Here is a 25634-nt window from a genome sequence, read left to right on the forward strand (position 1 = left end):
CACTATTCGTTTAACAGTGTCTAAAAATCTTTACACTTTTTCCTAAACAATCCTCTGAAATAATAGAATATAAAAATGGCACAGAACTTGCATTGATACTTCATGTCTAATTAAAACCATTAAAGGGGAAATGATCATGAATTATCGAATGCAAGAATTACAAACATTTTTACAAAAACAAAGTATTCCAGGTGGTTTGATCACATCACGCCAAAATATTTTTTATTTATCGAATTTTGATTACAATCCGCATGAACGATTTGTAGGTATTTTTGTCTTCCCAAATGATGAACCCATTTTTATTACACCAGCAATGGAAGTTCAAATGATAAAGGAAGCAGGCTGGAAACATCCAATCCTAAGTTACACAGATTCTGATCAACCGTGGGCACTTGTTGGTCACTTGATTGAAAGTAGAAACAAAATGAATCAATTTGCGGTTGAGAAAGATGATATCTCCTATTCTTACATTGAAAATCTGCAACAGATCTTTGGTGAAGTAGAGTTTGCATCACTAGATTCGATACTTACTGAAATGCGATTAGTAAAAGATGCTGATGAAATTGAAATATTACGTGAAGCCGCCGCTTTTGCTGATTACGGGGTACAAGTGGGTATTGATGCATTAAAAGAAGGAATCACAGAACTTGAAGTGCTAGGGAAAATTGAATTTGAATTAAAGAAAAAAGGGATTAAAGAAATGTCATTCTCTCCCATTGTTTTGTTTGGGCAAAATGCAAGTAATCCACATGGAGCTTCAGGTGACAATAAGTTAAAAAAAGGAGATACTGCGCTATTTGATTTAGGTGTGAAATATAAGGGATATTGCTCTGATATCACAAGAACAATCATGTATGGTAATCCTGGTAGCGAACTCGTTAAAATCTACAATACAGTTTTACAGGCCAATCTTGCTGGGGTGGAAGCTTCTCAACCTGGAACAAGAATTGGTGATGTTGATCTTTCAGGAAGACGTGTCATTCAAGCAGCTGGCTACGGTGATTTTTTTCCACATCGTATCGGTCATGGGCTAGGTATTGAAATTCACGAGGCACCATCTATAAATGAAGTAAATGAAGGTTTACTGAAAACTGGAATGGTCATCACTATTGAACCTGGCATTTATCTTAATAGCCTAGGTGGTGTTCGTATTGAAGACGATGTTGTCATTTCAGATAACGGTTGTGAAGTTTTAACGAAGTTTCCAAAAGAATTAATGATTGTAGGAGTGAGCGATAATGAACAGAATTGAAAAAATTCAGAAACAGCTATTAGATAACAATGTCGATGCAATATTAATTACAAAGAGTGAAAATCGCAGATATATGACAGGTTTTACAGGATCAGCAGGGATGGTGCTAATTTCAAAAAATGCTGTTACTTTTATCACGGACTTCCGCTATGCTCAACAGGCACAAAATGAAGTGAAAAACGCTAAGATTATTGTCCATAACGGTAATATAGAAAAAGAAGTTGCCAATGAAATCGACTGTCAAGGTCTTAAGAGGGTAGCTGTTGAGGCGAATTCCATGACATTAAAAACGTACTCAACGCTTCAAGAGTATGCAAATGTACAATGGATCCAATTGGAAAATATCGTTGAAAAGGTTAGAGAAATTAAAGAGTCGTTAGAATTAGAATTAATGAGAACGGCAGCCAGCATCGCAGATAAAGCGTTTGAATATATTTTGAATGTCATTAAACCAGGGATTTCGGAATTAGAATTACGTGATGAGCTGGAATTCTACATGCGTAAACAAGGTGCAACCTCATCATCTTTTAATACTATTATTGCTTCTGGAAAGAGGGCTGCCCTACCGCATGGAGTAGCTTCCGAAAAATTGATCGAGCATGGAGACATGGTTACCCTTGATTTTGGGGCATTGTATAATGGCTATTGCTCTGATATTACGAGAACAATCGCCGTCGGAAGTTGCTCGGATGAGTTCTGTAAAATTTATCACATTGTATTAGAAGCTCTAAAACGTGGAACAGAAGGGATTCGATCTGGTGAAAAAGCGAAAACGATTGACGATTTAACGAGAGACTATATTATAGAAAAAGGCTTCGGAAATCGTTTCGGACATTCAACAGGTCATGGTTTAGGTATGGAAGTTCACGAACCGATCCGACTTTCTGATAAAAGTGTAGAAATTCTTCAGACTGGTATGGTTGTTACCGTCGAACCAGGAATTTATATTCCGGGATGGGGTGGCTGCCGAATTGAAGACGATATTGTAGTATTAGAGAATGGCTATGAAATTATTACCCATTCTCCTAAACACTTAATCATATTATAAAAAAATATTGAACTGGTCATCTAATGCATTTTAAAAAAGATGACCTTTCTTTTGAATGGGGGAGTATTCGATATGAATGAATTCATTTTATATATCATGACCGGATTTATGGTCTTAGGGGCAATCGATTATTTGATGGGTAATCGGTATGGACTCGGACAAAAATTTAAGGAAGCCTTCCAATCCATGGGACCCCTTGCCCTTTCAATGGTTGGTATGATCTCACTATCACCTGTATTAGCAAAATGGTTAACACCGATTGTATCCCCTGTCTACCAATTTCTTGGAGCAGATCCATCAATGTTTTCATCCACGTTTTTAGCACTTGACATGGGCGGTTACTCATTAGCAAATGAAATGGCTCAATCAAGTGATGCAGCTCTTTTTTCTTGGGTGTTTTTAGGAACAATGATGGGGCCAACTATTGTTTTTACCATTCCAGTTGCTTTAAGCATCGTTCATAAAAATGATCATCCCTTTTTTGCTAAAGGAATTTTAATTGGGCTTATGACCATTCCATTTGGCTGCTTAGCGGGTGGATTTGTTGCAGGATTTGGTTTTATATGGATGTTGAAAAATTTGATTCCTTCTATTTTGATTTCTGTCTTGATTGGTATTGGCATGCTTTCGGCTCAATCGGTGATGATTCGTGGGTTTAAATGGTTTGGAAAAGGAATTGAAATTGTTATTATCATTGGACTTGTTTCGATGATCATTCAAACTTTAACAGGTATCGTTATTATTCCAGGTATGATGCCGCTTTCGGAAGGCTTTGTAACAGTTGGAAAAATAACGATCATACTTGCCGGTGCCTTTCCGTTTGTTTTTGTGCTTGTAAAAGTATTACAGAAGCCATTTGCATTACTTGGAAATAAGCTAGGTATGAATCAACAGGCATTAGGTGGATTCATTGCTTCCTTCGCCCATCACATTCCTATGTTTGCGACAATGCATGAGATGGATGATCGTGGGAAAGTCATAAATACTGCATTTGCCGTAAGCGGCGCATTTGTTTTCGGAAGTCACTTAGGATTTGTAGCGGGTGTGGAGAAGAACTTTGTTATTCCAATGATTGTCGGTAAACTGACCGCTGGTTTTTTGGCTGCTGCATTGGCTTTTTTAGTATCAAAACGTGGAGTAAAATGAATTATGAATAATAGAGATGTAGATTGGAATTTTAAAGGTTTAACTCATTTTGGAAAAGCAGGATGCCATATGACCCCACAGAAAGTGTGCAACCTAGATTTTCATTCACTATAAATACCAATCATTTAAGAATGAATAACGTTTTCAAATCGTATTTTAATTTGAATAAACCGTTATTACTGTTATATAATTTAGTAGTATAATAGTTTGGATAATTTCATTAAATATTATATGATAGAAGTAATGTTTAAATTTTTTTTGCCTTTGTGAAGTTTTTGGTTAAAGTTCTAAATCTACTTTATATTTACATCGTCCAATATTAATTTAAACATTAGGTAAAAATAATAAGTGTGAATAGAATAATTAAAGGGTGTGCATTCATGATTAGCTTAGGGATGTTCGGGTTTAAAGCACTTTGGAGTCCATATTTATTTGTGTTTTTAGTTTTAGTGATTTTAGCTTATTTCTACATAATTAATAAATTTAAAGATAAAAACCATGTTACTGATACTAAACAAAAGGTGTATTTCGTAATTGGAATATTGTTAGTTTACACCGCACAAGGCAGTCCAATCGATTTAATTGGTCATATCATTTTTAGTGCACATATGACTGAAATGGCAGTATTATACTTAGTTGCACCGATCTTTCTTATTAATGGTATTCCAGATTGGTTATGGAGAAACATACTTAAACCAAAATTCGTTAATTCGTTTTTTACTTTTGCTACAAAACCATTAATTGCTTTACTTATTTTTAATGTAGTATTTTCGATTTACCATTATCCATTAGTATTTGATACTGTAAAAACGAATAATGTCTATCATTTCTTATTTACAAATATATTATTTTTCATGGCAGTATTTATGTGGTTTCCTGTTATTAATAACTTACCTGAGAGACAAACACTTTCTGATATCCAAAAGATCGGTTATATGTTTGGAAATGGTATTTTATTAACACCAGCATGTGCACTTATTATTTTTGCAGGACATCCATTTTACGCGACTTATAATGATCCAGTATTATGGAGTAAAGCGATGGAACTTTGTGTATCGCCAGATTTATTAAAATCACTAAATATTTCAGGCCCAGAAGTATTTAACTTTATGTCAGCAAGGGAAGATCAGCAGGTTGGCGGAGTTATCATGAAAATTATCCAGGAAATAGTTTATGGATCTGTTATTGGTTATAATTTTTTCAAATGGGCTAAAAGAGAACAAAATGGAAATAAAATTGATCCAATCAGTAGTAATCCGTTATTGCTTAAAAAATCGTAGGGGTGGAAATTTTGAATTCGTTACCAATTTTACCAACAATAAGTACAAGCTTTATTGTAATTAGTGCAATATTAGTTGCAATCGGCTGGTATCTTATTGCAAAAAGAAATATTGAGGGACATAAGAAAGTTATGTTCTTTGCTGGAGTCTTTGCACTTTCGTTTTTCATTGTATACGCAACGAGAACAATCTTTATCGGAAATACTTCTTTTGGGGGACCAAAAAGTTTAAAACTGTATTATCATATATTTTTGTTTTTCCATATATTCTTAGCAACAACTGGAGGAGTATTTGGTCTAGTGTCAATCATTTCAGGATATAAAAACAAATTAAAACTACACAAAAAAATTGGACCGATTACTAGTATTATTTGGTTTTTTACTGCAATTACAGGTGTATTCGTCTATTGTTTATTATACGTTTTCTACAAAGGTGGAGACACTACTTCAGTTATTAAAGCTGTTTTAGGATTTTAATTAAAAAATAAAAGAGTGAGTAAAAGAAGTTGTACTTCTTTTTACTCACTCTTTTTAATAATTATAGAATAATGAACTTGCTTACTAGAGAAATTTGCTCTTCAGCTTTTTTAAGTAATTCTTTACTTTTATCAACAATACTTTCAGGGAAGTTTTCGCCTTCTCCATACTCTACACCGTGAGGATAATAGTATTTACCTAAAAGTGGAGTAAGTAATTGGATTTTACCTTTACTTGACTCTACATGTCCTTCTACTGCGAAGCCTTGAACGCGTAAGTAGTAGATTTCATTACGTTGTTCAAATTTATAATCGTAAGTTACTCTTTCGTAATCCCATTGACCAGCAAGGACAAAGCCTAATTCTTCCATGATTTCAGTTAATAAATTTACATTTAATACATGGTTTTCTAAATTTGTATTCTCAAATTTCATGTTATTACCCCCTAAATTACTTAGAAAAAATCCCTATTAATATAATATTATCTATGACAATAATTAGCAATGAAAAGCTGATAAATGTATTTTAACTAATTTATATATTTTTTTGAATAATTTGGCTACAATGGATATATACACATAGAGTTAACAATTGGGAAGGGAAGATCTAAATGGAAAAGCTTATAAAACTTTTCTTTTTTACAATAAGTTTTATAACAGTTTTTATGTTCAGTCCACTTATTAAAGATTGGATCACCAATATTTCATCATTTAAACAATATCAAAAAGTAGAAGAAGTGAATATGCCAATGATCGAAAATGTAAGTACTGAAAAAATTACATACTCCGTTTCTCAGTATATTGGTAAAAGTGAACAAGAAATTTTAAAAACCTTTGGTAAACCGTCAAGAAAGGTTCCTTCTCAATATGACTACGATTGGCTTGTTTATGATAAAGATGCTACGAAGTATACTCAATTTGGTGTACTAAATGGCAAAGTTGTAACAATTTTTGTTGCTGGTAATAAAGTTGATATAACCCCATTTGTGATGGGGAGCCACTATGAAGAAACAATGGATAATGTGGCATTACATGAAAAAGTCTCTTTCTCGATATTAAGTAATCAATACACATTTAAATTATCGACAACCGATTTACACGAACGTCCACTTGTTTCATTAAATAATTGTTTTGCTCAACTTTATTTTGACCGTTTTACTGGTAGTTTATTAGGTGTTCGATATTTATCTCCAGAAACTTTAGTTAAGCAAAAACCGTACGAGCTAATTTATAGTGGAAATCTAATAAATGCAAAAAAATTAAATACATTGCAAGAAGCAATTGTTGATCGTGAAGAAGAGAGACAGATATTTAACTTAACGAATGTTTATCGTAAAAGAATGAATTTAAGCACTTTAACTTGGAATGCTGATGCTGCCAAAGTAGCTTTAGGACATAGTAAAGATATGGTTCAAAATAAATATTTTGATCACTATTCTAATTTATATGGTAGTCTAGCTGATCGTTTAAATGATGGAAATGTTCCTTACAGAATTGCTGGCGAAAATATTTCTGCTAATTATGTAGATGGTATAGCATCTGTATATGGATGGATTAATAGTAAAGGTCATCGTGTAAATATGTATAAAAAAGAATATACCACACTAGGAGTTGGGGCCTTTAATAAATATTACACCCAAAATTTTATAAAATAATAGCGAAATCAAGCAAAAGCGAAAGTTTGTGCTTGATTTTTTTATTTCCATACAAGCACAAAATTATTCGAAAGACATAATTTTGTAGTAAATGCTTTTAATTGGAGTGATATGAATGGTAAATGAAAATAATCGTCCATCTATCGAACAATTTAGGCAATTCGTTATGGAACACCCAAAACTTCGTGAGGAAGTAAAAACGGGTAAAAAAACATGGCAACAATATTTTGAAGATTGGTATTACAAAGGTGAAGACCATGAAATGTGGGATGAATATAGAAATGATACTAATACAAAATCTCAAAAGAAAACTGCCAAAACGGAACAATCAGAAGAAGGATATGTTGGAAAAGTAATTTCTTTTGTGAAAAATTTAGATCCAGATCAAATTCAAGGCCACTTAACAAATGTAAATTCTACTTTAACTAATATTCAACAGCTTATATCACAATTTAAATCTCCAGCTGCTTCAACTAATCAAAGAGAAGAAAAGCCAGCGTCACAACAATTTAATTTTAGACAGGATTGAGGAGATCTAAGTGAGAAAAGATGTATTAGAATTTCTTCAGAGTGAGGAAGATTATTTGAAGTTTTTGAGACAACAACCTAAATGGTATCGTAAACTTTCTAGAAATCCTGAGCTTACTGATGAGTTTAGACTGGCTTCCCTTGAGTTTTTTGGTAAAACTATTCCACAACGAGTTGATAAATTGTCAAATCAAGTTCAAATGGCATCATTTATGATTGACATGTTTCATGTATTAAAGGATCAACAAAGTACTAGTAGTGAATCCTCTGATACTGAATCAAATGAAGATTAAAAAGGATAATAATTCAATCTGTCATAGCTTTTTGCTACAATGAAGAAAGCAAGTTTTAAAAAGGAGTAGTAGTTATGACAGAAATTTGTTTAGTAAGGCATGGACAAACAGATTGGAATTTTAACAATATAATTCAAGGAAGAGAAGATATTCCTTTAAATACGGTAGGTAAACAACAGGCAAATGATAGTGCATTGTTTTTAAGTGATCAAAAGTGGGATCGGATTATTACAAGTCCTTTAGTTAGGGCGAAACAAACAGCACAGGCAATTGCAGAGTTTTCGAAAATTGATGAGATTATAGAGGATGAACGATTTCTAGAAAGAGAATTTGGTGAAGCTAGTGGAAAACCTATTTCCGATGTTCATGAAAACATTTATAATAATAATGTAGAAGGTATGGAAACAAATGAAGAATTAATTGATCGAGCCTTTAGTGCATTAAAAGACATTGCCCAAAATTATGAAGGTAAACGAATTGTAATTGTTGCACATTCCCATACGATTAAGGCGATTCTACATGCGATTGATCCTGAGAAAGTTAATTTTAGGACAAAATTAAAAAATGCTTGTGCAAATTTTATTGAATTTAAAGATGGTAAATGGAAGATAAATGAATTTAATATTTCTGATCACATAAAAGCTTAGGACAAGTTCTTTTATTTACGGAATTAAATGTGATATAGTTTATTCTTGGAGGTGTAAGGAAATGTATGCAACAATGGAAACCTTGCAACTTATATCAGTCTCAGAAGAACTTGCTTCAATGATCGTGCAATCGGATGTTGCAGATCAGTATCGAACTTCATATATTGCATTAAATAATGATAAAACTGCGCAAGAAATTATTAGCCGTTTTATGAAGACGAAGGATTTATATGAGGATGTTCAACGATTTGGAAAATATCATCCAGATTATAAAGAAATTCGTAAAAAAATGAGTGAAGTTAAAAGAGAACTTCAATTAAACGATACAATCGCTGCTTTTAAGCATGCGGAAGATCAAATCCAATTACTTTTAGATGAGACTAGCTATTTAATTGCTCAAGCTGTTTCGCCTTCTGTAAAAGTTCCAGCGGGTAATCCATTCTTCGTAAATACAGGTGGAGGATGTAGTACTGGTGGATGTGGCACAGGTGGAAAGTGCGGATGTAAAACGAAGTAATCAATCATACTGAAAGGCTCATTATTTAATAATGAGTCTTTTTTTTATAAAATTCATTTTCTGAACCTAGTACAGTTAGCGCAATTATTTCCACAACAAAACATTTTTTTATTTGGAACGTAAAATCGATGTTTAAATACGAAATTATTATTATTTTCTTTACGAATAAATTCAATTCGGTAAATTAGTTTAAAGTGTTCAGTAATGGTTTTAGCGCAATCAATCAGTAGTTTTTTAATCGCTTCTTCAGTCTGTTGACGGTCTGTCTGAATATATAGAAAATTGACACCACAAATTTGTTTGTTTGAAAAGTGATTAATTTGTTTATAATTTGAAATGCAGTTAAAAAATTGCTCCCAAACATCATCTAACATAATTTTCAATCCTTTCTAAAAACTATTTATGAAAGTTTCGTTGCAAAAGAAATTTGGGATATGATATTCTATTTCTAACGGATTTTTAAAGGAGAAAGCTATGTTCGTGCAAAGACAAGGTATTATTATTTATTTACAATCATTAAAACAAGCAAAAATGTTACGTAAATTTGGAAATATTCACTTTGTCTCTAAACGTTTGAAATACGTAGTCCTATATTGCAATATGGATGATATAGATCGAACAATAGAGAGATTGAAAAAATTTCATTTTGTGAAACGAATTGAATTGTCATATAAACCTTTTATTAAGACTGAGTACGAAAATGCAAAACCAGACGAAGCAAAGGAATATGATTATCAAGTAGATTAAAAACGATTGAATGGATAATTAATTTAGAAGGTTAACCTATCTGAATTAAAAACCGTTCAATCGTTTTTCTTGTGGTATGGTTTGAGAGGTAAGGGATAGGTAAAAAACTATCCCTAATATTCTTTGTACTATATGAGAAAGGTTAGAAAATAATAAATTCTATTATTTGGTCTAATTATTTCATTGGTGGAATTAAGTGATTTAAGCGTAAAATTCCGATAATATATTGATGGAATAAATCGTTTTCATGAAATGAGCTTGAGTGTCTAATTTGTAATGTGATGATTTCTTTGTTTAAAGTTGTAGCTAATTCTTCAAACAATACTTCACGTTTTGTAACTGAGTCGTCTTTTAATGTGATTCCTTCTCTACAATAATATATTGGTTGGAATTCGCCAATAGAAGTAGGGTTTAAGATAACTGCAAAAGAACAGCATTTTGAGCCTTTATTTTCAGCTGTTAATTTAAGTAAAAATTTAACTCTATCTTTTTGCGATTTAGCAATTTCAAATAGTTCATATAAATCTGAGTATCCTTCTCCAATTTCAATCATGCGTTGGATCATGAGTGTTCCCCCTTAAAACGTAAATACTTTATGAGTATTTCAAACAAAGTATGGTAATAAATGCAACATTTATTCTACAGGATAAAAGCATAAAAAAAAACCCCGCAATTGCAGGGCCCCTCTTATTAAAGTGTAATCACTTAAAAGAAGGCAAAGGGAGAGGAGAAACCGGAGGAAGAACTTATGGGGAAACGTAAGTCTTCTCCGCGGTTGGCAACAACATCAACTGAGATGTTGTTAAAATTAATTATTTCCAAAGTGGATGATTTTATACATTAGTAGAAGAATATGGAAAAATGTTTTTGTTTTAGTGAAATTATGATAGGATATTTTCGTAAATTGAAATATATAGTAGGTGTAAATTATGAGAGTAGTGTCAGGAAAAAATAAAGGATTAAGTTTAAAGGCAGTGCCTGGTATGAGTACTAGACCGACAACCGATAAAGTAAAAGAAGCAATGTTTAATATAATTGGACCTTACTTTGAAGGTGGTATTGTATTAGATTTATTCGGTGGTAGTGGTGGACTATCAATTGAGGCTTTAAGTAGAGGGATTGAAAAAGCGATTATTGTAGATCGTGAAATGAAGGCGATTAAGACGATTAAAGAAAACTTAGCAACTTGTAATCTAACTGATTGTGCTGAAGTATATCGAAATGACGCTGAGAGAGCTGTTAAAGCGATTATTAAAAGAGAGATCCAATTTGATTTAATTATTTTAGATCCTCCTTATAAAAAGCAACAAATCGTATCATTAATTGAAACTTTTGATGAAAAAAATCTACTTGCATCAGATGGAACAATTTTAGTAGAACATGCTACAGATGTCGAATTACCTGAAAAAATAGGGAAATTTGTACGAACAAAAGCAGAAAAATATGGAATTTGTGGCGTATCAGTGTATCATATTTGTATGGAGTAATTTTTAGGGGGTACAAGATGAAACGTATTGCTGTTTGTCCTGGTAGTTTTGATCCAATTACATTAGGACATTTAGATATTATTAAACGTGGAGCAAGAGTGTTTGATGAAGTAATAGTTGTCGTATTAAATAACTCGGCCAAAAATTCTTTATTTACTTTAGAAGAAAGAAAAGAATTAATTACGGAAGCTACGAGTGCAATTCCAAATGTACGCGTTGATTCATTTAGTGGGCTATTAATGGATTATGCGAAAAAAATAAACGCTTCTGCAATATTAAGAGGCCTAAGAGCAGTATCAGACTTTGAATATGAAATGCAAATTACAGCAATGAACAAAAAATTAGTAGATGAAATTGACACATTTTTTGTTATGACAAATAATCAATATTCATTCCTAAGTTCTTCAATAGTAAAAGAAGTCGCAAAATACGGTGGAAATGTAAAAGATTTAGTACCAGATTGTGTAAATAGCGCATTAACAGAAAAATTTTTGAAACCTCAAGTTTAATATAAGCTTAAGTATTTATATATAATTTATTAATGAGTAGACAACATAAAAGAAACCTCAAGTTTTGTTTTAAAACTGAGGTTTCTTTTATTCTTGAAAATATAAATAGTCAAACATATATTTAGTAAACCTTATTGATTTTATAATTTATTTTTTGATGATCTAATAATGATTTTAAATGTTAAACTATGAACATCAACTTATAAAGTAAATCTTTTGAACTTATTTTTTTAAAATTTTTTTAGCTCTTATATATTTATTAAGCGAATATACAATTACTTTATAAAAATTCTTTAATAATTGATCTACAAATTAATTAACAATCTTTTATGATACTTTAAGTAAAAGGATATTTGATTAGGTTTTAAGTGTAACCCTTTTTTGGATTTATGATTGGAACGAAGGGATGCTCGACTCCTATGGGATAAGCGGGAAGGCTAAAGAATCTCGCCCCATGGAAAGCGAGCATCCCGTAGTGGAAATCAACGACACTCTACTCCTTTTACGAAAATTTGGTTATTTAATTGACAAGGATGTTTTTCAACAGCGTAAGAAACCTCAAGTTTATATTAAACTGAGGTTTCTTTTTTTTATATATAAAAAGTTTAAGAAGATAACTTTTTAATATACAGTTTATAAATTAAGATAATTACATAAATGTAAAGCGAAATTAATGTTATAAATGAACCTGCTGAAAGCAATGATTCGAAGTTTAACTGTTTCTCTGTAAAAATCTTTATAACAGGTAAAGTATTATTAGTAGCATTAGAAGTTAACCGATTAACATATAGTGGCTTCCAAAAAATAATTGCTAAAATAGGTGCAATTCCAGATTGTAATAAACGACCGATTAAATAAGGCTTAATACTTAATTTCACTTCAGAAATAATACTTGCTACTTGGGCTTGTATTGAAAAACCGCCAAAACCTAAAATAAAGCTAGTTAATGCCACTTGCTGCAATAATGTACTATTGCCTAGCTCACTGACTAATTTAGATCCTAACGTAATTTCAAATAACCCAGATAAAAAAGGCGTAGATAAATTGCCATTAACCTTTAAATTTGAAAAGCAATATGCAATTATCTTACCAACATTCGATATAAATCCAATTTCAATTAAAAGCATATTAAGAACAGAAAAAACGATAATAAATCCACCAATCATTAATAATGTCTGTACGGAAGAAGCTATTGCATCCCCTAATATTTTTCCAATCGGTCTTCTTTCACTTAATCTTTTTTCATGCATAACTTTAAAAGCGTATTTAAAGCGGTTAGAATGAATTCTTTCTTTACGAGAGTAGTTAGGTTGGTTTCTTCCATAAAACCTCATAATGAGGCCTACAATAGCGTTAGATAAATAATGACTGAGTGCAAGTACGAGCCCAACTTTTGGGTTGTGAAAAAAACCAACAGATACTGCAACAAAAATAAACAAAGGATTAGATGAATTTGTAAATGAATTAAGTCGTTCGGCTTCTAATTTTGTTAATTCCCCATCTTTATATAATTTTGCAGAAAGTTTTGCACCTGAAGGAAATCCTGATGCCATCCCCATAGCCCAAACGAACGCCCCAACACCCGGAACTCTAAATAAAGGTCTCATAATTGGCTCTAAAAATACACCAATAAATTGAACAATTCCAAAGCATATTAGAAGTTCACTTAAAATGAAAAAAGGAAGGAGCGAAGGAAATACGATTCCCCACCACATATTTAACCCTCTAATTGATCCTTTAAATGCTACCTCTGGATGCAAAATAATTGTTGATGTCAGAAATATGAGTAATAAAAAAATTAGTAAGGTAATGAAATAATTTTTTTTCACATATAAACCTCCAAAGATAAACTTAAAAAACATATAGATATTTGTCTAATTGTAGTAAGACCAATGAGTAGGAAATAAGATAGTAATATATGTATAAAAAAAACTTGTACAATTAAATATACGTAGCTGGAATTCAATTTTAGACCAAAGAGTTTAATTGGAGGGGAAACAACTTGGAACCGAAAATTGGTTTAGCATTAGGTTCAGGAGGTGCACGAGGATTTGCACATGTTGGTGTAATTTCCGTTTTAAAAAAGCATAATATTCCTATAGATCTGATTGCAGGCAGTAGTATAGGTGCTTTAGTTGCTGTTTTATACGGTGCTGGTGCGGATGTAGATCGACTATATAAAATTGCAAAAGTATTTCAATCTAAATACTATATTGACTATGTCGTTCCAAAAATGGGTTTGATTTCTGGGAACAGAGTGAAAGAGTTGATAAAAGTACTATCATTTGGAAGAAAGCTTGAAGAATTAGATTTACCAGTGTCAGTAATCGCTACAGATTTGTTAACAGGAGAAAAAATTGTATTTCAAGAGGGAGATATTGCTACTGCAGTCAGAGCGAGTATTTCAATACCGGGAATTTTTGTACCAGAAACGTGGAATGGAAGACTGTTAGTTGATGGTGGAGTCATCGATCGTATCCCCGTTTCAGTTGTAAAAGAGATGGGAGCGGATTTTATTATTGGAGTAGATGCTTCACCGATTCAAGTTAGTGGAGAAGTTTCGACGATCTATGACGTGATTATGCAAAGTATTGAAATAATGCAGCATGAGCTCGTTAGAAATAGAGAAATTGCTTCTAATGTTATGATTAGACCTAAATTAGACCATGTTAATTCTAGAAACTTTACTAACCTTGAAAATGTTATCAAAATAGGTGAAGAAGCTACAGAAAAATTAATACCAGAGATTCTTGAAAAGATTGAGCAATGGAAGGAGAAAAATAGTGATAAAAAGGATCAGAATTCTTAATGTACTATTAGTACTTGGTATAACGCTAATTCTTTTATATTTCATTCCATTACCATACTATGTTACAAAACCAGGCTTAGCAGAGCCTTTAAGGCCATATGTAAAAGTTGATGGTGCAAAAAAAGATAAAGGTGAATTTATGCTAACAACCGTAGCAATGGGTAAGGCAAATGTCTATTCATATATCGGTACGAAAATTAATGACAGTTACCATTTATACAAGATAGATGAAATAAAAGTAAAAGGTGAAAGTGATGAAGATTATCAGTTCCGCCAATTAAGGTATATGGAAGAATCAAAGCAAGCTGCGATTTTAAATGCATATAAGCAGGCTAAAAAATCTTATAAAGTGACGGAAAACGGAATAGTAGTCGTATCTGTTTTAAAGGATATGCCAGCCCATAACGTATTAATGCTAGGTGACATTATCACAAAAATTGATGGGAAAGAAATTAGTACGATCAATGACTTTACCAATACTGTAAAAAGTAGAAAACCTGGTACAAATTTTAATTTAGAAGTAAGTAGAAAAGGAAAAATTAAATACTTTAATATTAAAACAAAAGCTTTTAAAGACGAACCGAATCGTGCTGGAATTGGTGTTTCTATAGCAGAAAATTTAAATTTAACTACAAATCCAAAAGTTAAAATAAATTCAGAAGAGATCGGTGGACCTTCAGCGGGACTAATGTTTGCTCTAGAAATTTATGATCAATTAAAAGACGAAAGTTTAGCAAAAGGTCATGAAATAGCTGGAACTGGAACAATTGATAAAAATGGAGTCGTTGGCCCGATTGGTGGTATATCTCAAAAAATAATCGCAGCGTCTGATTCGGGGGCAGAGATTTTCTTTGCACCAAATGAGAACGGTAAAAAGAATTCTAATTATAATGAAGCTGTAAAAAGTGCGAAAAAACATGACTTGAAAATGAAAATAATACCAATTGATACATATGACCAAGCAATCAATTATCTTGAAAAGTTAAAGACAAAACAATAATTTGAATTGAAATAAGTGCATGATAAAAAATGGCAGGATTTAAGGGGGATATCCCTAAACCTGCCATTTTTGAGCTTATAATATGTAGTTGTAACTACTTAAGATCTACTAAATTGATTACTTTTTTCATCATAAATAATTGGATACAGTGAATATTCGGTTTTTATTAATTTTTGTTGATTGTCTAATGAAAGCATCGAAGCATAAGTATGGGTTGCTTTCAAATCCGTACTTAGTTCTTTTTGATTTTGCTGATTAATCGTCGTGTAAATAGGTAAGTCGATTAATTTTTTTTTGGTATTTAAATAAGTTTTTCCCATTGAACTCATACCAAGTAAACGAATATAAGGAACGCGATCTTTCTCTAATATTGATGCTATTTCCTTTTTTGATGTATTTGTTAAGATATGTGTTAACAACCTTTGAATTCGAGTCCAAGTATATCGCTTTGTTTTTATTGAGGTCATTAACTCTTCAAAATTAAGACAGTTTAATACAGAATGTAATACTCTTCTTTCTAAACCTTCGACAGCTTCGTAAATTTCTTCAAGTTCTTCTTTAGTTGAAGTCATTAATTTATATTTCAAAAATGGTAAATATTCATTCCAAGAATGAAGCGCACCATACTCATTTATGTATTCTTCAATGGAATCTTTAGTAAAGCTTGGAACAAAGTTAGAAATCGATTGATTGTCACCTTTTAGAATTTTTCTAATTGCAGTAGCGCTAGCGATGCTATGATGATTGGTTTCTTCATCATGATAATTTGCAGCTATTCGCTGAATCGTTCTACCTTCCATTCGACTATCAAAGTGTTCAATAGCTTCTAAATAATGAATTCCTAAAATATTATTTGGAAGTGAAACATCTAGCTTTGATGATTCAAGATTTTTTTGTAATGCTGTACTATATGCAGCAGGATAACTTAGTCCTTCATCAAGAAAAGTACGTATACTTGTATTGATTGAAGAAGTAAGCTGCTTCTTTTGTTTAATTAACTCATAAAATGTCTCAATTTTACCCTCTTCACTTCCAAAGCAAACATAATCACATTTTAAAGAATCAAGAATTGAAATAGCTCCTTTGGCAAAGATGCTAGCGTGTTGAGTCGAATAGCTATAAGGTAATTCAATAACAAGATCTGCACCTGCTTGTAAAGCCAACTTTGTTCGTACATGCTTTGGAACGACTGCTGGCTCGCCCCTTTGTAAAAATTGACCACTCATTACCGCAATAACAACATCAGCATTTGTACTTTTTTTAGAACTAGTTAAGTGAAAAATATGTCCATTATGTAATGGGTTATACTCTACTATTACACCAACCGAACGCAGAGAAATGCACCTCCAATATTTACTAATTTCACGAATTTATACATTAAGAATACCAGTTATGAGAAATAATTCGCAACCTAGTGTGAATTGTATTGAATTTTATTGTGGAAAATAATATATTAGATAGGTTACATATAAGAAGCAAGGTCAAGGATTAAAGGGGAAAGCTAGTAACCAAGTCTAAAACTTTTAGTGAATTTTTCGTCTTAAGCTTGTCGGGAATTCAGTCAAAGAAGTAGAAAAGATGTTTAGTTCCACAAGCTAGTTCATTGGTAATATTCCATTAATCTTTGAAGTGGAAAGAGTGCCACTTCTTTTGGATGGAGATATTCAAAAAAGAAGTAAAAAAGATGTCTAGCTCCGGCTCCTAACTCCTCGAGTCATAAGCCAATTTTCATCTAAGATTAAAGAGCAAATCTTAGCTGACAACCGTCTTATGCTTGTCGGAAATTCAGTCAAAGAAGTGAAAAGATGTCTAGTTCCACAAGCTAGCTCTTCGGTAATATTCCATTAATCTTCGAAGTGGCAAGAGCGCTACTTCTTTTAGTTGGATAGGGGTATTCAAAAAAGAAGCAGAAAGATGTCTAGCTCCGGCTCCTAACTCCTCGAGTCATAAGCCAATTTTCATCTAAGATTAAAGAGCAAATCTTAGCTAAAAACCGTCTTATGCTTGTCGGGAATTCAGTCAAAGAAGTGAAAAGATGTCTAGCTCCGGCTCCTAGCTCCTCGAGGTCATAAGTCAATTTCCGTCTAAGATTAAAGTTCAAATCTTAGCCAAAAACCGTCTTATGCTTGTCGGAGCTGAGTCCAAAGAAGTAAAAAAAGATGTCTAGCTCCGGCTCCTAACTCCTCGAGTCATAAGCCAATTTTCATCTAAGATTAAAGAGCAAATCTTAGCTAAAAACCGTCTTATGCTTGTCGGAGCTAAGCAGTCGCCTCCGCTTTTCGAGAGTGTAAAGAAAAAATATTGACAAGTGATTATAAAGAATATATAATTTTCATTGTTGCCTTGAGGTGGTTTATTTATGAAATGGTCAGTGCACCAGTTGCAGAAATTAAGACATAAAGGTTTAAATTTAGATGAGACAATTGATGTAAGTCAAATAAAGGAACGTAATACTGATATTCGAGAGGTTTCTCCAATTCGAGTTACTGGACGAGTTGATTTTGGAACGAACCGTTATACGTTTCATTTAACAATAACTGGATATTTAATTTTACCTTGTGTAAGAACATTAGTTGATGTAAAATATCCTTTGTCGATTACCACAACAGAAACATTTTTTACAACATCTGAATGGAAAAGTGAAGATGAGAATTTTCACATCCTAGAGGGTGACGTGTTAGACTTAACCCCAGTGATTGAGGAATGTATCTTAGCCGAGATTCCAATGCAGGTTTATGCAGAGGATGTTGAGGGGAAAGAAACAGCTCCAACGTCAGGAACAGATTGGGAAGTTAGGGAACATGTCGAAGTAGAGCAAAAAATTGACCCTCGACTTGCTGGTTTAGCAAAATTTTTTGACAAACAAGATAATTGAGAAGTACCGGATAACCGGCTTCATAACAAACACTGACTTTAAGGAGGTGGGATCAATGGCAGTACCTGCAAGAAGAACGTCCAAAACTGTAAAAAGAAAGCGTCGTACGCATTTTAAATTAGCGGTACCTGGAATGGTTGAATGCCCAAACTGTAGTGAATTAACATTAGCACACCGCGTATGTAAATCATGCGGACACTACAAAGGAAAACAAGTACTTAGCAAATAAGCTAGTCTTTGAATGAGCACATAGGAAACTATGTGCTTTTCCTTTTGCCTTTAAACGTAGGTTGTCCAAGGTTGATTCCTCTAAAATCATGCTTCCTCTTACCTCTGCCCATTTCAATTTCTGTATAGTATAATAAAAACTAATAGGAAACTAGGAAAAGAGAGAGGGATTCCAATGTCTGAAGTAATTACTTATCAAAGAGATGAAATAGATTATATATTTTTAAATAGGCCTAATTACGGGAATTGCATTGATGAAAATACTGCAGAAAAACTTTCTGAAATTATCCGAGAAATCCGAATGAAATCCCAAAGTAAACTAGTTGTATTAACTGGGGAAGGTATGAAATATTTTTGTACCGGTGGAGATTTAAACACAATTTTAAAGTTTAAAAATAATTTAAGTGGATTGGAATCTTTTAATCTAAAAATGTGTGATGTAATCTATCAAATAGCTATGTTACCTCAAATTACAATTTGTTTTATTAATGGTTATGCTTTAGGTGGCGGCTGCGAACTGGCAAGTGCATTCGATTTTAGATACGCGAGTCACAATGCGAAAATAGGGTTTATTCAAGGAAGAATGGGAATTCCAACCTCTTGGGGTGGAGGTACTGTACTTCAAGAAAAAATGAGTCATCAAGACTGGATTACATTACTATCATCCTCAAATATTTACACCGCATTTCAAGCTAAGAAAATCGGCTTTATACATGAACTATCAAAAGATTTAACAAGTTTACATAATGAAAGCTTTATTAGTTTAGCTAAAAGTATTCCTGCACAAATTCATCATCAAAATAAAAAAATACTTATTCGTAAATGGACCGAGCAAAATCTTAAGAGAAGAATGGAAGAAGAAGTTATTTCTGCTATGCCACTTTGGTTTTCAGATGAACATATAAAAAATATCGAACAATTTACAAAAAAATTGGAAAAGTAATCTTCTACCTTCATTTTTTTGTGCATATGAATTAGTAAAATCTGCTTATTGCATAAGAAATTGGAGGGGATTGCAAATGGTTGCAAATCGCCAGGATGCATGGACTAAAGATGAAGATAACTACTTAGCTGAAGTAGTTTTAAAAACGATAAATGAAGGGTCAACTCAATTAATGGCTTTTAAAGTTGTAGCAAAGAGCTTATCAAGGACAGCTGCTGCTTGCGGTTACCGATGGAATTCTTTTGTTAGAAAGTTCTACAAAGAAGAGATTGAAAAAGCAAAAAATAGTAGTAAAAAACAAGCTGTTCCCACAAATGAGGTAGAACCAACGCACGATTCGGAAATAATTACGAATGAGATTCACGAAGACGCTACAACAGAAAAAGGCCATCCAGAAATAACCTTTGAGTCAGTCTATAAATTCCTTGAATATTTGAGATTAAAAGTTGATGCCAGTGGACGAATTAAAGATATACAATCTTTAGAAAAAAAGCTATTAAAATATAAACAAGAAAATGAACAATTGAAAATTGAAAAGCAACAATTAGTTGAAAAACTAAATGAGCTTCAAAGTGAGTATGAACATTTATTTGATTTTTTAGATCAAAAACGAAAAATAGTAAATATTAGTTCTAAAAATGACACGAAGGTAAAATAAAATGAAAAAACTCAACATCTTCTAAAGAAGTGTTGAGTTTTTTTTGTCTTTATTTATTTTCAGGTTTCCAAATGACAAATTCAGAATCTGCCTCAATGAAACCTTGTTTTTTCCAAAATTCATTTGAATTTGCTCTTGGTATCGTTTTAATTGTTTTCTTAAAGGATTTAGCGAAATTTACTAATTCTTTTCCGTACCCATTCTTTTGATAATAAGGTAGAACTTCCATTTTATTAATTTCAATTAATTCTTCATTATTTTCACTATGGGTATATAAACTCATTCGGGCAATAAGTGCCTTGCCTAAGTAAATACCATAGAAAGGAGATTGAAATTCGTTATCAATTAAATTTGATTCAAGATCTTCAAGCATTGATAGCTCTTGTAAACCGTAACCGGAAAATTGCTGAAATTGTTCAAGTGTTTTAAAATTTATTTGTAAACGTTCTATCTTGATGTTCAAAAAAGCTCCCCCTTAAAAAGAATGTAAATTTTTAATATTTTAAATATAATTATATCGTACAATTAAATTTAAAAAAAGATAGATTCGGTGTAAATTTATTATCAAGAAGATAATAGTGGAAAAATAATTTTTCGAATGGAGAAATCAATGAAAATAGGCATAATTGGTGGTGGTGCAGTCGGTCTTCTTACAGCATCGTATTTGTATCACAATAAACATAATGTTACATTGTTTACGAGAACAGAAGAGCAGGCAAATCTTATAAATAACTTAGGTGTTATACTTTCAGTAGATGAAAAAACGAAACAAATGTGTATAACAGCAGATATATTATTACCTAAAATAAATACGTTCGATCTATTAATTGTTTGTGTAAAGCAATATCATTTAAATCAAATCGTTAGCACGTTAAGTCAATATGAGGGTGAGAATATATTATTTCTCCAGAATGGAATGTCTCATATTGAAATCGTTAAAAATTTACCTATCCCAAATTGCTTTATAGGTATAGTTGAACACGGTGCATTAAAAACTTCTCCGAATGAAATCACGCATACTGGTAAAGGTATAATTCGAATTGGACAAATAAAAGGGAAAATAGATGCTTTAAATCGATTATCAAGTTTACATACAGCTGAGTTTCCATTTAAAAGCCAAGATGATTGGGAATATATACTTAAACAAAAGTGTTTAATAAATTGTGTTATTAACCCTTTAACGTCTATATTGAACGTTCGAAATGGTGAATTAATCACTAATGAGTATTTTAAACCAATTTGTAATTTATTATTTAATGAGGTTGCAACGATCCTAGATTTAAATAACCAAAAAGAGTGGAATAAATTAGTAGAAATATGTGAGAAAACGAAAGAAAACTACTCATCAATGAATCGCGATTTATTTCACGGTAGACAAACAGAAATTGAAAGTATGCTAGGATTTGTTAAAAAATTGGCAATTAATAAAAAAATAAATGTACCAACAATTGAACTTGTGTACAATAGTATAAAAGGACTTGAGAAGAAAAAGGGGTAATTCTTTTTGGAAAAATTTTTCATTTTCTTTATTTCACTATTAATTGAATTTCCGATTTTTTCAACAATATTTATCTATATGTTTTTAAAATTATTTTTTAAAAATAACAAGCGTAAACTTTTGCTTTTTACGTTAGATTTATCTACAATTCTATATATTAGTTCATCTTATTTTGTTTTAAATATGATTTTTCCGACTGCAACAGGTTGGATATTAATTAATTTATTATTGGTTATCTTATTTATTAGTATTATTCTTCAATGGAAAGCAAAAAGAGATATTCGGTTTACTAAGCTACTAAAAGGTTTTTGGAGAATGTCATGTATTCTATTTATAATTCTTCACTGTATAACCGTGTTGACTGGTTTAGTTTTAAAAATAGCTGAGTATAATGCTTAATTGAAGATCGAGAGAGGAAGTTCGTAATGCAAATTAGTAAAGTCCATTTAGACGGGCAAAATAAATTGCTGAATGATTTTGTAAATGGAAATGAAGTAATTTCTTCTTTCTTTGGTGAAAATCCATTAGTAAAGGAAGAAATGGAATATAGAATTAAAAATGTAATGGAGCGTTCTTATAATCGCACAGGATTAGTTAATGCACTAGAGAAGTTTCATCATAAGCATCATGCAAGTAATGAATCATTAGAAAATGTGAAAAAATTATTGAATAATAATTCATTTGTTGTAATTGGTGGACAACAAGCTGGCTTATTAACTGGCCCTTTGTATTCTATACATAAAATTATTTCAATTATTCAATTGGCCAAGAAATATGAAAAAGAACATGGGCTAACAGTCGTCCCAGTATTTTGGATTGCTGGTGAAGACCATGATATAGATGAAATTAACCATATTCATACAATTGAGAACAATACAGTAAAAAAACAAACCTTTTATCAAAAAACGACTTATTCCCATGCTGCTTCTAGAACAGAATTAGATCAACAGGAAATGAAAAAGTGGATTGATAAAATCGTTAAAACTTTTGATGAAACAAATTATTCGAAAGCTTTACTTGAAGAACTATATTCGATGATTGAGCAATCTACTACTTACGTAGATTTTTTTGCGAAAATTATTTTTAAATTGTTCAAAAAAGAGGGACTTGTCTTAATTGATGCTGACGATCCTAATGTCCGTGAGTTGGAGTCATCTTTATTTAATGAAATGATTCAAAAGCAAGAGAACGTAAGAGGCGTTTTAAAGGATACGAAAAGCAGATTAATAAAATCTGGATACCACGAAACACTTCAAATTTCTGAACAGAGTATTCACCTCTTTTACCATAGTAATGAAGGTAGACAGTTGCTTGAAGTGTCTGAAGATGAAGATGTTTTTCAAACAAAAAATAAAAATTATCAATTCTCTAAACTTGAGTTGATCAAAATCGCAAATGAACAGCCAGCCTTATTAAGTAATAATGTGGTTACTAGACCAGTCATGCAGGAGTATTTATTTCCTACATTAGCATTTGTTGGTGGCCCTGGTGAAATTGCTTATTGGGCTGAGTTAAAGGACATTTTTGGTCTATTTAACCTTCAAATGCCACCTGTGTTTTTAAGACATATGTTTACTATTTTTGAACGAAATATCGTATCAGCATTAGAAGATTTTTCATTAGATACTAATGAGGTGCTGAAAACATCATTAGAAGAGAAGAAAGCCGAATGGATTAAAGATCAAGTGAAACTAGACTATAAAGAAGTGTTTAGTCATGCTAAAAAATCTTTAGAAGAATTGCATAAACCTCTTCAAGATGTAACGAAAAAAGTAACACCTAACTTAAAGGATTTTTCTATAAAGAATTTTTTAAAGATTGAAGAACAAATTCTTCTTTTAGAACGAAAAATAGAAGAATCAATTTTAAAGCAAAATGAAGAGCAAATTGAAAAGTGGAATCGAATCATCTGTTCAATTTCTCCAAATGGGAGACCTCAAGAGAGAACACTAAATATTCTCTACTATATTAATAAATATGGTTTTGATTTTGTTCATGAACTTTGTGATTTAGAACTATCATGGGATTACGCTCATCAAATCGTAAAAATTTAAGCCTTTAATCAAAAATATCGCTTTTATTAATATGAATAGTTGTTTTTTATAGGAAACAAACATTGAAATAAGCTGAATTTTATAATAAAAATGAAATCCTGCTGCACTGCTAGCAGGATTTTTTCGTTTTTTAAAGAATTTTTTAGAAAAGGTGGTAAGAAGTGGGGGAATGTGGTAAGTTTGTGTTAGAAAGTGGGGGAATAGGATGTTTATCGGTGAATATCAACATAATATCGATGTTAAAGGACGTCTTATTATACCTTCAAAATTTCGAGACAAGCTTGGTGAAAACTTCATTGTTACAAGAGGTTTGGATCAATGCTTATTTGGTTATTCATTGGCCGAATGGAGTGTAATTGAAGATAAACTGCGCACACTACCACTAACTAAAAAAGATGCGAGAGCATTTACCCGTTTTTTCTTCTCAGGGGCAATGGAATGTGAGATGGATAAGATGGGGAGAATTAATATAACACCTAATTTACGCAGTTATGCAAAATTAGAAAAAGAATGTGTAGTAGTTGGTGTAACAAATCGTATTGAAATTTGGGATTTATCAACTTGGAATACATATATGAATGAATCAGAAGAGTCATTTGGTGAGTTAGCAGAAAACTTAATCGGATTTGACTTTTAAAAATTAACAAATTGAAAGTAGTGAAAGCATCATGTTTGAACATATTACGGTTTTATTAAAAGAAACTGTGGATTCTTTAGATATTAAGGAAGACGGCATTTATGTAGATTGTACTCTTGGCGGTGGAGGTCATAGTGAATACTTACTATCTCAGCTTTCATCAAAGGGTAGATTAATCGCTTTTGACCAAGATGAAACAGCAATTAGACATGCAAAAGAGCGATTGAATAAATATGAAAATCAATTAACAATTGTAAAAAGTAATTTTAAACATATAAAAGAAGAACTCCATAATTTAGGTATTTATGAAGTAGATGGAATCTTATTTGACTTAGGTGTTTCTTCGCCACAACTAGATGTTGCTGAACGTGGATTTAGTTTTCATCAAGACGCACCACTAGATATGCGTATGAATCAAGAACAAACATTATCAGCATATGAAGTTGTAAACGACTGGCCTTATGAGCAGCTTGTGAAAATATTTTTCCGATACGGAGAAGAGAAATTCTCTAAACAAGTTGCAAGAAGGATCGAAGAATTAAGAGCTAAGAAGCCGATTGAAACAACTTTTGAGTTAGTTGAAATCATAAAAGATGCAATACCTGCACCTGCAAGAAGAACAGGTGGACATCCTGCTAAAAGGATTTTTCAAGCAATTCGTATAGCAGTAAATGATGAATTAGGAGTATTTGAAGAAGCTTTAAAGGATGCAATTACCCTAATAAAACCAAAAGGAAGAATAAGTGTTATAACATTCCATTCATTAGAGGATCGTATTTGTAAAACGATTTTTAAAGAAGCTAGTTCACTTCCGCCGTTACCACCAGGTTTACCAATTATTCCAGATGAGTTTAAGCCGAAGTTAAAATTAGTGACAAGAAAGCCACTTTTACCAACAGATGAAGAAGTCGAATTTAATAAGCGAGCAAGATCTGCAAAGTTAAGGGTTGCAGAAAAATTATAAGGAGGGAAAATAATGAGTAATTTGGCTAGAAAGCTACAAGAAAAACAAGTTACTGATTTACAACAAAGACCTTCTAACAAGAAAAAACAAAAGAAAGTATCAAAAATTACACCTTTTGAGAAAATACTTTATTTAGTATTTATTTTTGCATGCTTCTTTATGGGTACAAAAATCATTAAAACTCAAGCGGCAATATATGATACAAATTTAAAAATTCAACATGTGAAAAATGAAATAGCGAATGGAAAACAACATAACTCTGAGCTTAAAATGAAGATTGATGAATTAAGCACATATGAGCGCATATGGCAAAAAGCAAAAGAGTTAGGTTTAAATATTGATAGTAACAATGTAAAGTTTACCGACACTAGCAAGTAGGAGATTG

Annotated in this window: 31 protein-coding genes; 25 read left to right on the forward strand and 6 right to left on the reverse strand. The window is 31.9% G+C overall.

Going from position 1 to position 25634, the window contains the following annotated elements; all coding sequences use genetic code 11:
• Positions 1 to 136 precede the first annotated feature (136 nt).
• The 5 genes from BM319_RS07540 (at position 137) to BM319_RS07560 (ending at position 5202) form a co-directional block, all read left to right on the forward strand.
• Positions 137 to 1252: a M24 family metallopeptidase gene (locus BM319_RS07540; protein ID WP_091022067.1), complete on the forward strand. Its 1116-nt coding sequence runs from the start codon at positions 137 to 139 to the stop codon at positions 1250 to 1252.
• Positions 1236 to 2300: a M24 family metallopeptidase gene (locus tag BM319_RS07545; protein WP_091022069.1), complete on the forward strand. Its 1065-nt coding sequence runs from the start codon at positions 1236 to 1238 to the stop codon at positions 2298 to 2300. Before BM319_RS07540 ends, BM319_RS07545 begins: the two co-directional genes overlap by 17 nt.
• Positions 2301 to 2372: 72 nt before the next feature.
• Positions 2373 to 3446, forward strand: coding sequence for an ethanolamine utilization protein EutH (gene eutH / locus BM319_RS07550; RefSeq protein WP_091022071.1), 1074 nt, complete (start codon positions 2373 to 2375; stop codon positions 3444 to 3446).
• Positions 3447 to 3826: 380 nt separating this feature from the next.
• Positions 3827 to 4726: a cytochrome c oxidase assembly factor CtaG gene (ctaG, locus tag BM319_RS07555; RefSeq protein WP_091022073.1), complete on the forward strand. Its 900-nt coding sequence runs from the start codon at positions 3827 to 3829 to the stop codon at positions 4724 to 4726.
• Positions 4727 to 4737: 11 nt separating this feature from the next.
• Positions 4738 to 5202, forward strand: coding sequence for a DUF420 domain-containing protein (locus tag BM319_RS07560; RefSeq protein WP_056468470.1), 465 nt, complete (start codon positions 4738 to 4740; stop codon positions 5200 to 5202).
• A 61-nt stretch (positions 5203 to 5263) separates the two neighbouring features.
• Here BM319_RS07560 and BM319_RS07565 read toward each other — a convergent pair whose 3' ends face one another.
• Positions 5264 to 5635 carry a YugN family protein gene (locus tag BM319_RS07565; RefSeq protein WP_069035575.1) on the reverse strand — a complete coding sequence of 124 codons (372 nt, stop codon included), beginning with the start codon at positions 5633 to 5635 and terminating at the stop codon, positions 5264 to 5266.
• A 176-nt stretch (positions 5636 to 5811) separates the two neighbouring features.
• Here BM319_RS07565 and BM319_RS07570 point away from each other — a divergent pair, with 176 nt between their 5' ends.
• The 5 genes from BM319_RS07570 (at position 5812) to BM319_RS07590 (ending at position 8840) form a co-directional block, all read left to right on the forward strand.
• Positions 5812 to 6855 (forward strand): CAP domain-containing protein, encoded by a 1044-nt coding sequence (locus BM319_RS07570; RefSeq protein WP_091022075.1) that lies wholly within the window; start codon positions 5812 to 5814, stop codon positions 6853 to 6855.
• A 115-nt stretch (positions 6856 to 6970) separates the two neighbouring features.
• Entirely contained in the window at positions 6971 to 7384 is a 414-nt protein-coding gene (locus BM319_RS07575) for a YlbD family protein (protein WP_069035577.1), read from the forward strand.
• A 10-nt stretch (positions 7385 to 7394) separates the two neighbouring features.
• Positions 7395 to 7676 (forward strand): YlbE-like family protein, encoded by a 282-nt coding sequence (locus tag BM319_RS07580; RefSeq protein ID WP_069035578.1) that lies wholly within the window; start codon positions 7395 to 7397, stop codon positions 7674 to 7676.
• Between the two features lie 74 nt (positions 7677 to 7750).
• The gene (locus BM319_RS07585) at positions 7751 to 8323 is read left to right on the forward strand and encodes a histidine phosphatase family protein (RefSeq protein WP_069035579.1); all 573 of its coding nucleotides are present in this window, start codon (positions 7751 to 7753) and stop codon (positions 8321 to 8323) included.
• 61 nt (positions 8324 to 8384) lie between these two features.
• The gene (locus BM319_RS07590; RefSeq protein ID WP_069035580.1) at positions 8385 to 8840 is read left to right on the forward strand and encodes a YlbF/YmcA family competence regulator; all 456 of its coding nucleotides are present in this window, start codon (positions 8385 to 8387) and stop codon (positions 8838 to 8840) included.
• A gap of 53 nt (positions 8841 to 8893) precedes the next feature.
• Here the strand turns inward: BM319_RS07590 and BM319_RS07595 are convergent, their stop codons facing one another.
• On the reverse strand, positions 8894 to 9214 hold the full coding sequence (locus BM319_RS07595) for a hypothetical protein (RefSeq protein ID WP_069035581.1): 321 nt from the start codon (positions 9212 to 9214) through the stop codon (positions 8894 to 8896).
• 100 nt (positions 9215 to 9314) lie between these two features.
• On the opposite strand from BM319_RS07595, the gene BM319_RS07600 reads away from it, so the two are divergent.
• Positions 9315 to 9587 carry a YlbG family protein gene (locus tag BM319_RS07600; protein ID WP_056468449.1) on the forward strand — a complete coding sequence of 91 codons (273 nt, stop codon included), beginning with the start codon at positions 9315 to 9317 and terminating at the stop codon, positions 9585 to 9587.
• A gap of 175 nt (positions 9588 to 9762) precedes the next feature.
• On the opposite strand, the gene BM319_RS07605 is transcribed toward BM319_RS07600, so the two are convergent.
• Positions 9763 to 10152 (reverse strand): DUF7147 family protein, encoded by a 390-nt coding sequence (locus BM319_RS07605; protein WP_091022077.1) that lies wholly within the window; start codon positions 10150 to 10152, stop codon positions 9763 to 9765.
• A gap of 364 nt (positions 10153 to 10516) precedes the next feature.
• Between BM319_RS07605 and rsmD the strand changes: the two genes are divergently transcribed.
• Both rsmD and coaD read left to right on the forward strand, forming a co-directional pair.
• Positions 10517 to 11074: a 16S rRNA (guanine(966)-N(2))-methyltransferase RsmD gene (gene rsmD, locus BM319_RS07610; protein WP_091022079.1), complete on the forward strand. Its 558-nt coding sequence runs from the start codon at positions 10517 to 10519 to the stop codon at positions 11072 to 11074.
• Between the two features lie 17 nt (positions 11075 to 11091).
• Positions 11092 to 11583 (forward strand): pantetheine-phosphate adenylyltransferase, encoded by a 492-nt coding sequence (gene coaD / locus BM319_RS07615; RefSeq protein ID WP_056468441.1) that lies wholly within the window; start codon positions 11092 to 11094, stop codon positions 11581 to 11583.
• A 605-nt stretch (positions 11584 to 12188) separates the two neighbouring features.
• Here coaD and spoVV read toward each other — a convergent pair.
• Positions 12189 to 13445 carry a dipicolinic acid transporter SpoVV gene (spoVV, locus tag BM319_RS07625; RefSeq protein WP_091022084.1) on the reverse strand — a complete coding sequence of 419 codons (1257 nt, stop codon included), beginning with the start codon at positions 13443 to 13445 and terminating at the stop codon, positions 12189 to 12191.
• Between the two features lie 140 nt (positions 13446 to 13585).
• On the opposite strand from spoVV, the gene BM319_RS07630 reads away from it, so the two are divergent.
• Both BM319_RS07630 and BM319_RS07635 read left to right on the forward strand, forming a co-directional pair.
• On the forward strand, positions 13586 to 14392 hold the full coding sequence (locus tag BM319_RS07630; protein ID WP_069035585.1) for a patatin-like phospholipase family protein: 807 nt from the start codon (positions 13586 to 13588) through the stop codon (positions 14390 to 14392).
• Positions 14367 to 15392 carry a SepM family pheromone-processing serine protease gene (locus BM319_RS07635; RefSeq protein ID WP_091022086.1) on the forward strand — a complete coding sequence of 342 codons (1026 nt, stop codon included), beginning with the start codon at positions 14367 to 14369 and terminating at the stop codon, positions 15390 to 15392. Before BM319_RS07630 ends, BM319_RS07635 begins: the two co-directional genes overlap by 26 nt.
• Positions 15393 to 15490: 98 nt before the next feature.
• Here the strand turns inward: BM319_RS07635 and BM319_RS07640 are convergent, their stop codons facing one another.
• Positions 15491 to 16762: a nucleotidyltransferase gene (locus BM319_RS07640; protein ID WP_091022088.1), complete on the reverse strand. Its 1272-nt coding sequence runs from the start codon at positions 16760 to 16762 to the stop codon at positions 15491 to 15493.
• 989 nt (positions 16763 to 17751) lie between these two features.
• Here BM319_RS07640 and BM319_RS07645 point away from each other — a divergent pair.
• From BM319_RS07645 to BM319_RS07660, 4 genes are all read left to right on the forward strand, one after another.
• The gene (locus tag BM319_RS07645; RefSeq protein WP_025672196.1) at positions 17752 to 18267 is read left to right on the forward strand and encodes a YceD family protein; all 516 of its coding nucleotides are present in this window, start codon (positions 17752 to 17754) and stop codon (positions 18265 to 18267) included.
• Between the two features lie 55 nt (positions 18268 to 18322).
• Positions 18323 to 18496 carry a 50S ribosomal protein L32 gene (rpmF, locus tag BM319_RS07650; protein ID WP_025672195.1) on the forward strand — a complete coding sequence of 58 codons (174 nt, stop codon included), beginning with the start codon at positions 18323 to 18325 and terminating at the stop codon, positions 18494 to 18496.
• Positions 18497 to 18670: 174 nt separating this feature from the next.
• Positions 18671 to 19438: an enoyl-CoA hydratase/isomerase family protein gene (locus BM319_RS07655; RefSeq protein WP_069035588.1), complete on the forward strand. Its 768-nt coding sequence runs from the start codon at positions 18671 to 18673 to the stop codon at positions 19436 to 19438.
• 76 nt (positions 19439 to 19514) lie between these two features.
• Positions 19515 to 20096 (forward strand): hypothetical protein, encoded by a 582-nt coding sequence (locus BM319_RS07660; RefSeq protein ID WP_069035589.1) that lies wholly within the window; start codon positions 19515 to 19517, stop codon positions 20094 to 20096.
• Between the two features lie 49 nt (positions 20097 to 20145).
• On the opposite strand, the gene BM319_RS07665 is transcribed toward BM319_RS07660, so the two are convergent.
• Positions 20146 to 20559, reverse strand: a complete 414-nt coding sequence (locus BM319_RS07665; RefSeq protein WP_254664648.1) for a GNAT family N-acetyltransferase — start codon at positions 20557 to 20559, stop codon at positions 20146 to 20148.
• A gap of 147 nt (positions 20560 to 20706) precedes the next feature.
• On the opposite strand from BM319_RS07665, the gene BM319_RS07670 reads away from it, so the two are divergent.
• The 6 genes from BM319_RS07670 to ftsL all read left to right on the forward strand — a co-directional run bounded on the left by BM319_RS07670 (position 20707) and on the right by ftsL (position 25627).
• Complete coding sequence (locus tag BM319_RS07670; protein ID WP_175495583.1) at positions 20707 to 21594, forward strand: 2-dehydropantoate 2-reductase; 888 nt, start codon at positions 20707 to 20709, stop codon at positions 21592 to 21594.
• 6 nt (positions 21595 to 21600) lie between these two features.
• On the forward strand, positions 21601 to 21993 hold the full coding sequence (locus BM319_RS07675) for a DUF3397 family protein (RefSeq protein WP_069035591.1): 393 nt from the start codon (positions 21601 to 21603) through the stop codon (positions 21991 to 21993).
• 26 nt (positions 21994 to 22019) lie between these two features.
• Entirely contained in the window at positions 22020 to 23648 is a 1629-nt protein-coding gene (gene bshC, locus BM319_RS07680; protein WP_069035592.1) for a bacillithiol biosynthesis cysteine-adding enzyme BshC, read from the forward strand.
• A gap of 205 nt (positions 23649 to 23853) precedes the next feature.
• Positions 23854 to 24285, forward strand: coding sequence for a division/cell wall cluster transcriptional repressor MraZ (mraZ, locus tag BM319_RS07685; RefSeq protein WP_091022092.1), 432 nt, complete (start codon positions 23854 to 23856; stop codon positions 24283 to 24285).
• Between the two features lie 31 nt (positions 24286 to 24316).
• On the forward strand, positions 24317 to 25249 hold the full coding sequence (gene rsmH, locus BM319_RS07690; RefSeq protein WP_056471111.1) for a 16S rRNA (cytosine(1402)-N(4))-methyltransferase RsmH: 933 nt from the start codon (positions 24317 to 24319) through the stop codon (positions 25247 to 25249).
• Between the two features lie 12 nt (positions 25250 to 25261).
• A complete protein-coding gene (gene ftsL / locus BM319_RS07695) occupies positions 25262 to 25627 on the forward strand; it encodes a cell division protein FtsL (RefSeq protein WP_091022095.1) in 366 nt (121 codons plus the stop codon).
• The last annotated feature ends 7 nt before the right edge of the window (positions 25628 to 25634 follow it).

This window comes from Bacillus sp. UNCCL81 (assembly GCF_900112535.1).
In the GTDB taxonomy this organism is placed as follows: Bacteria; Bacillota; Bacilli; order Bacillales; family Bacillaceae_G; genus Gottfriedia; species Gottfriedia luciferensis_B.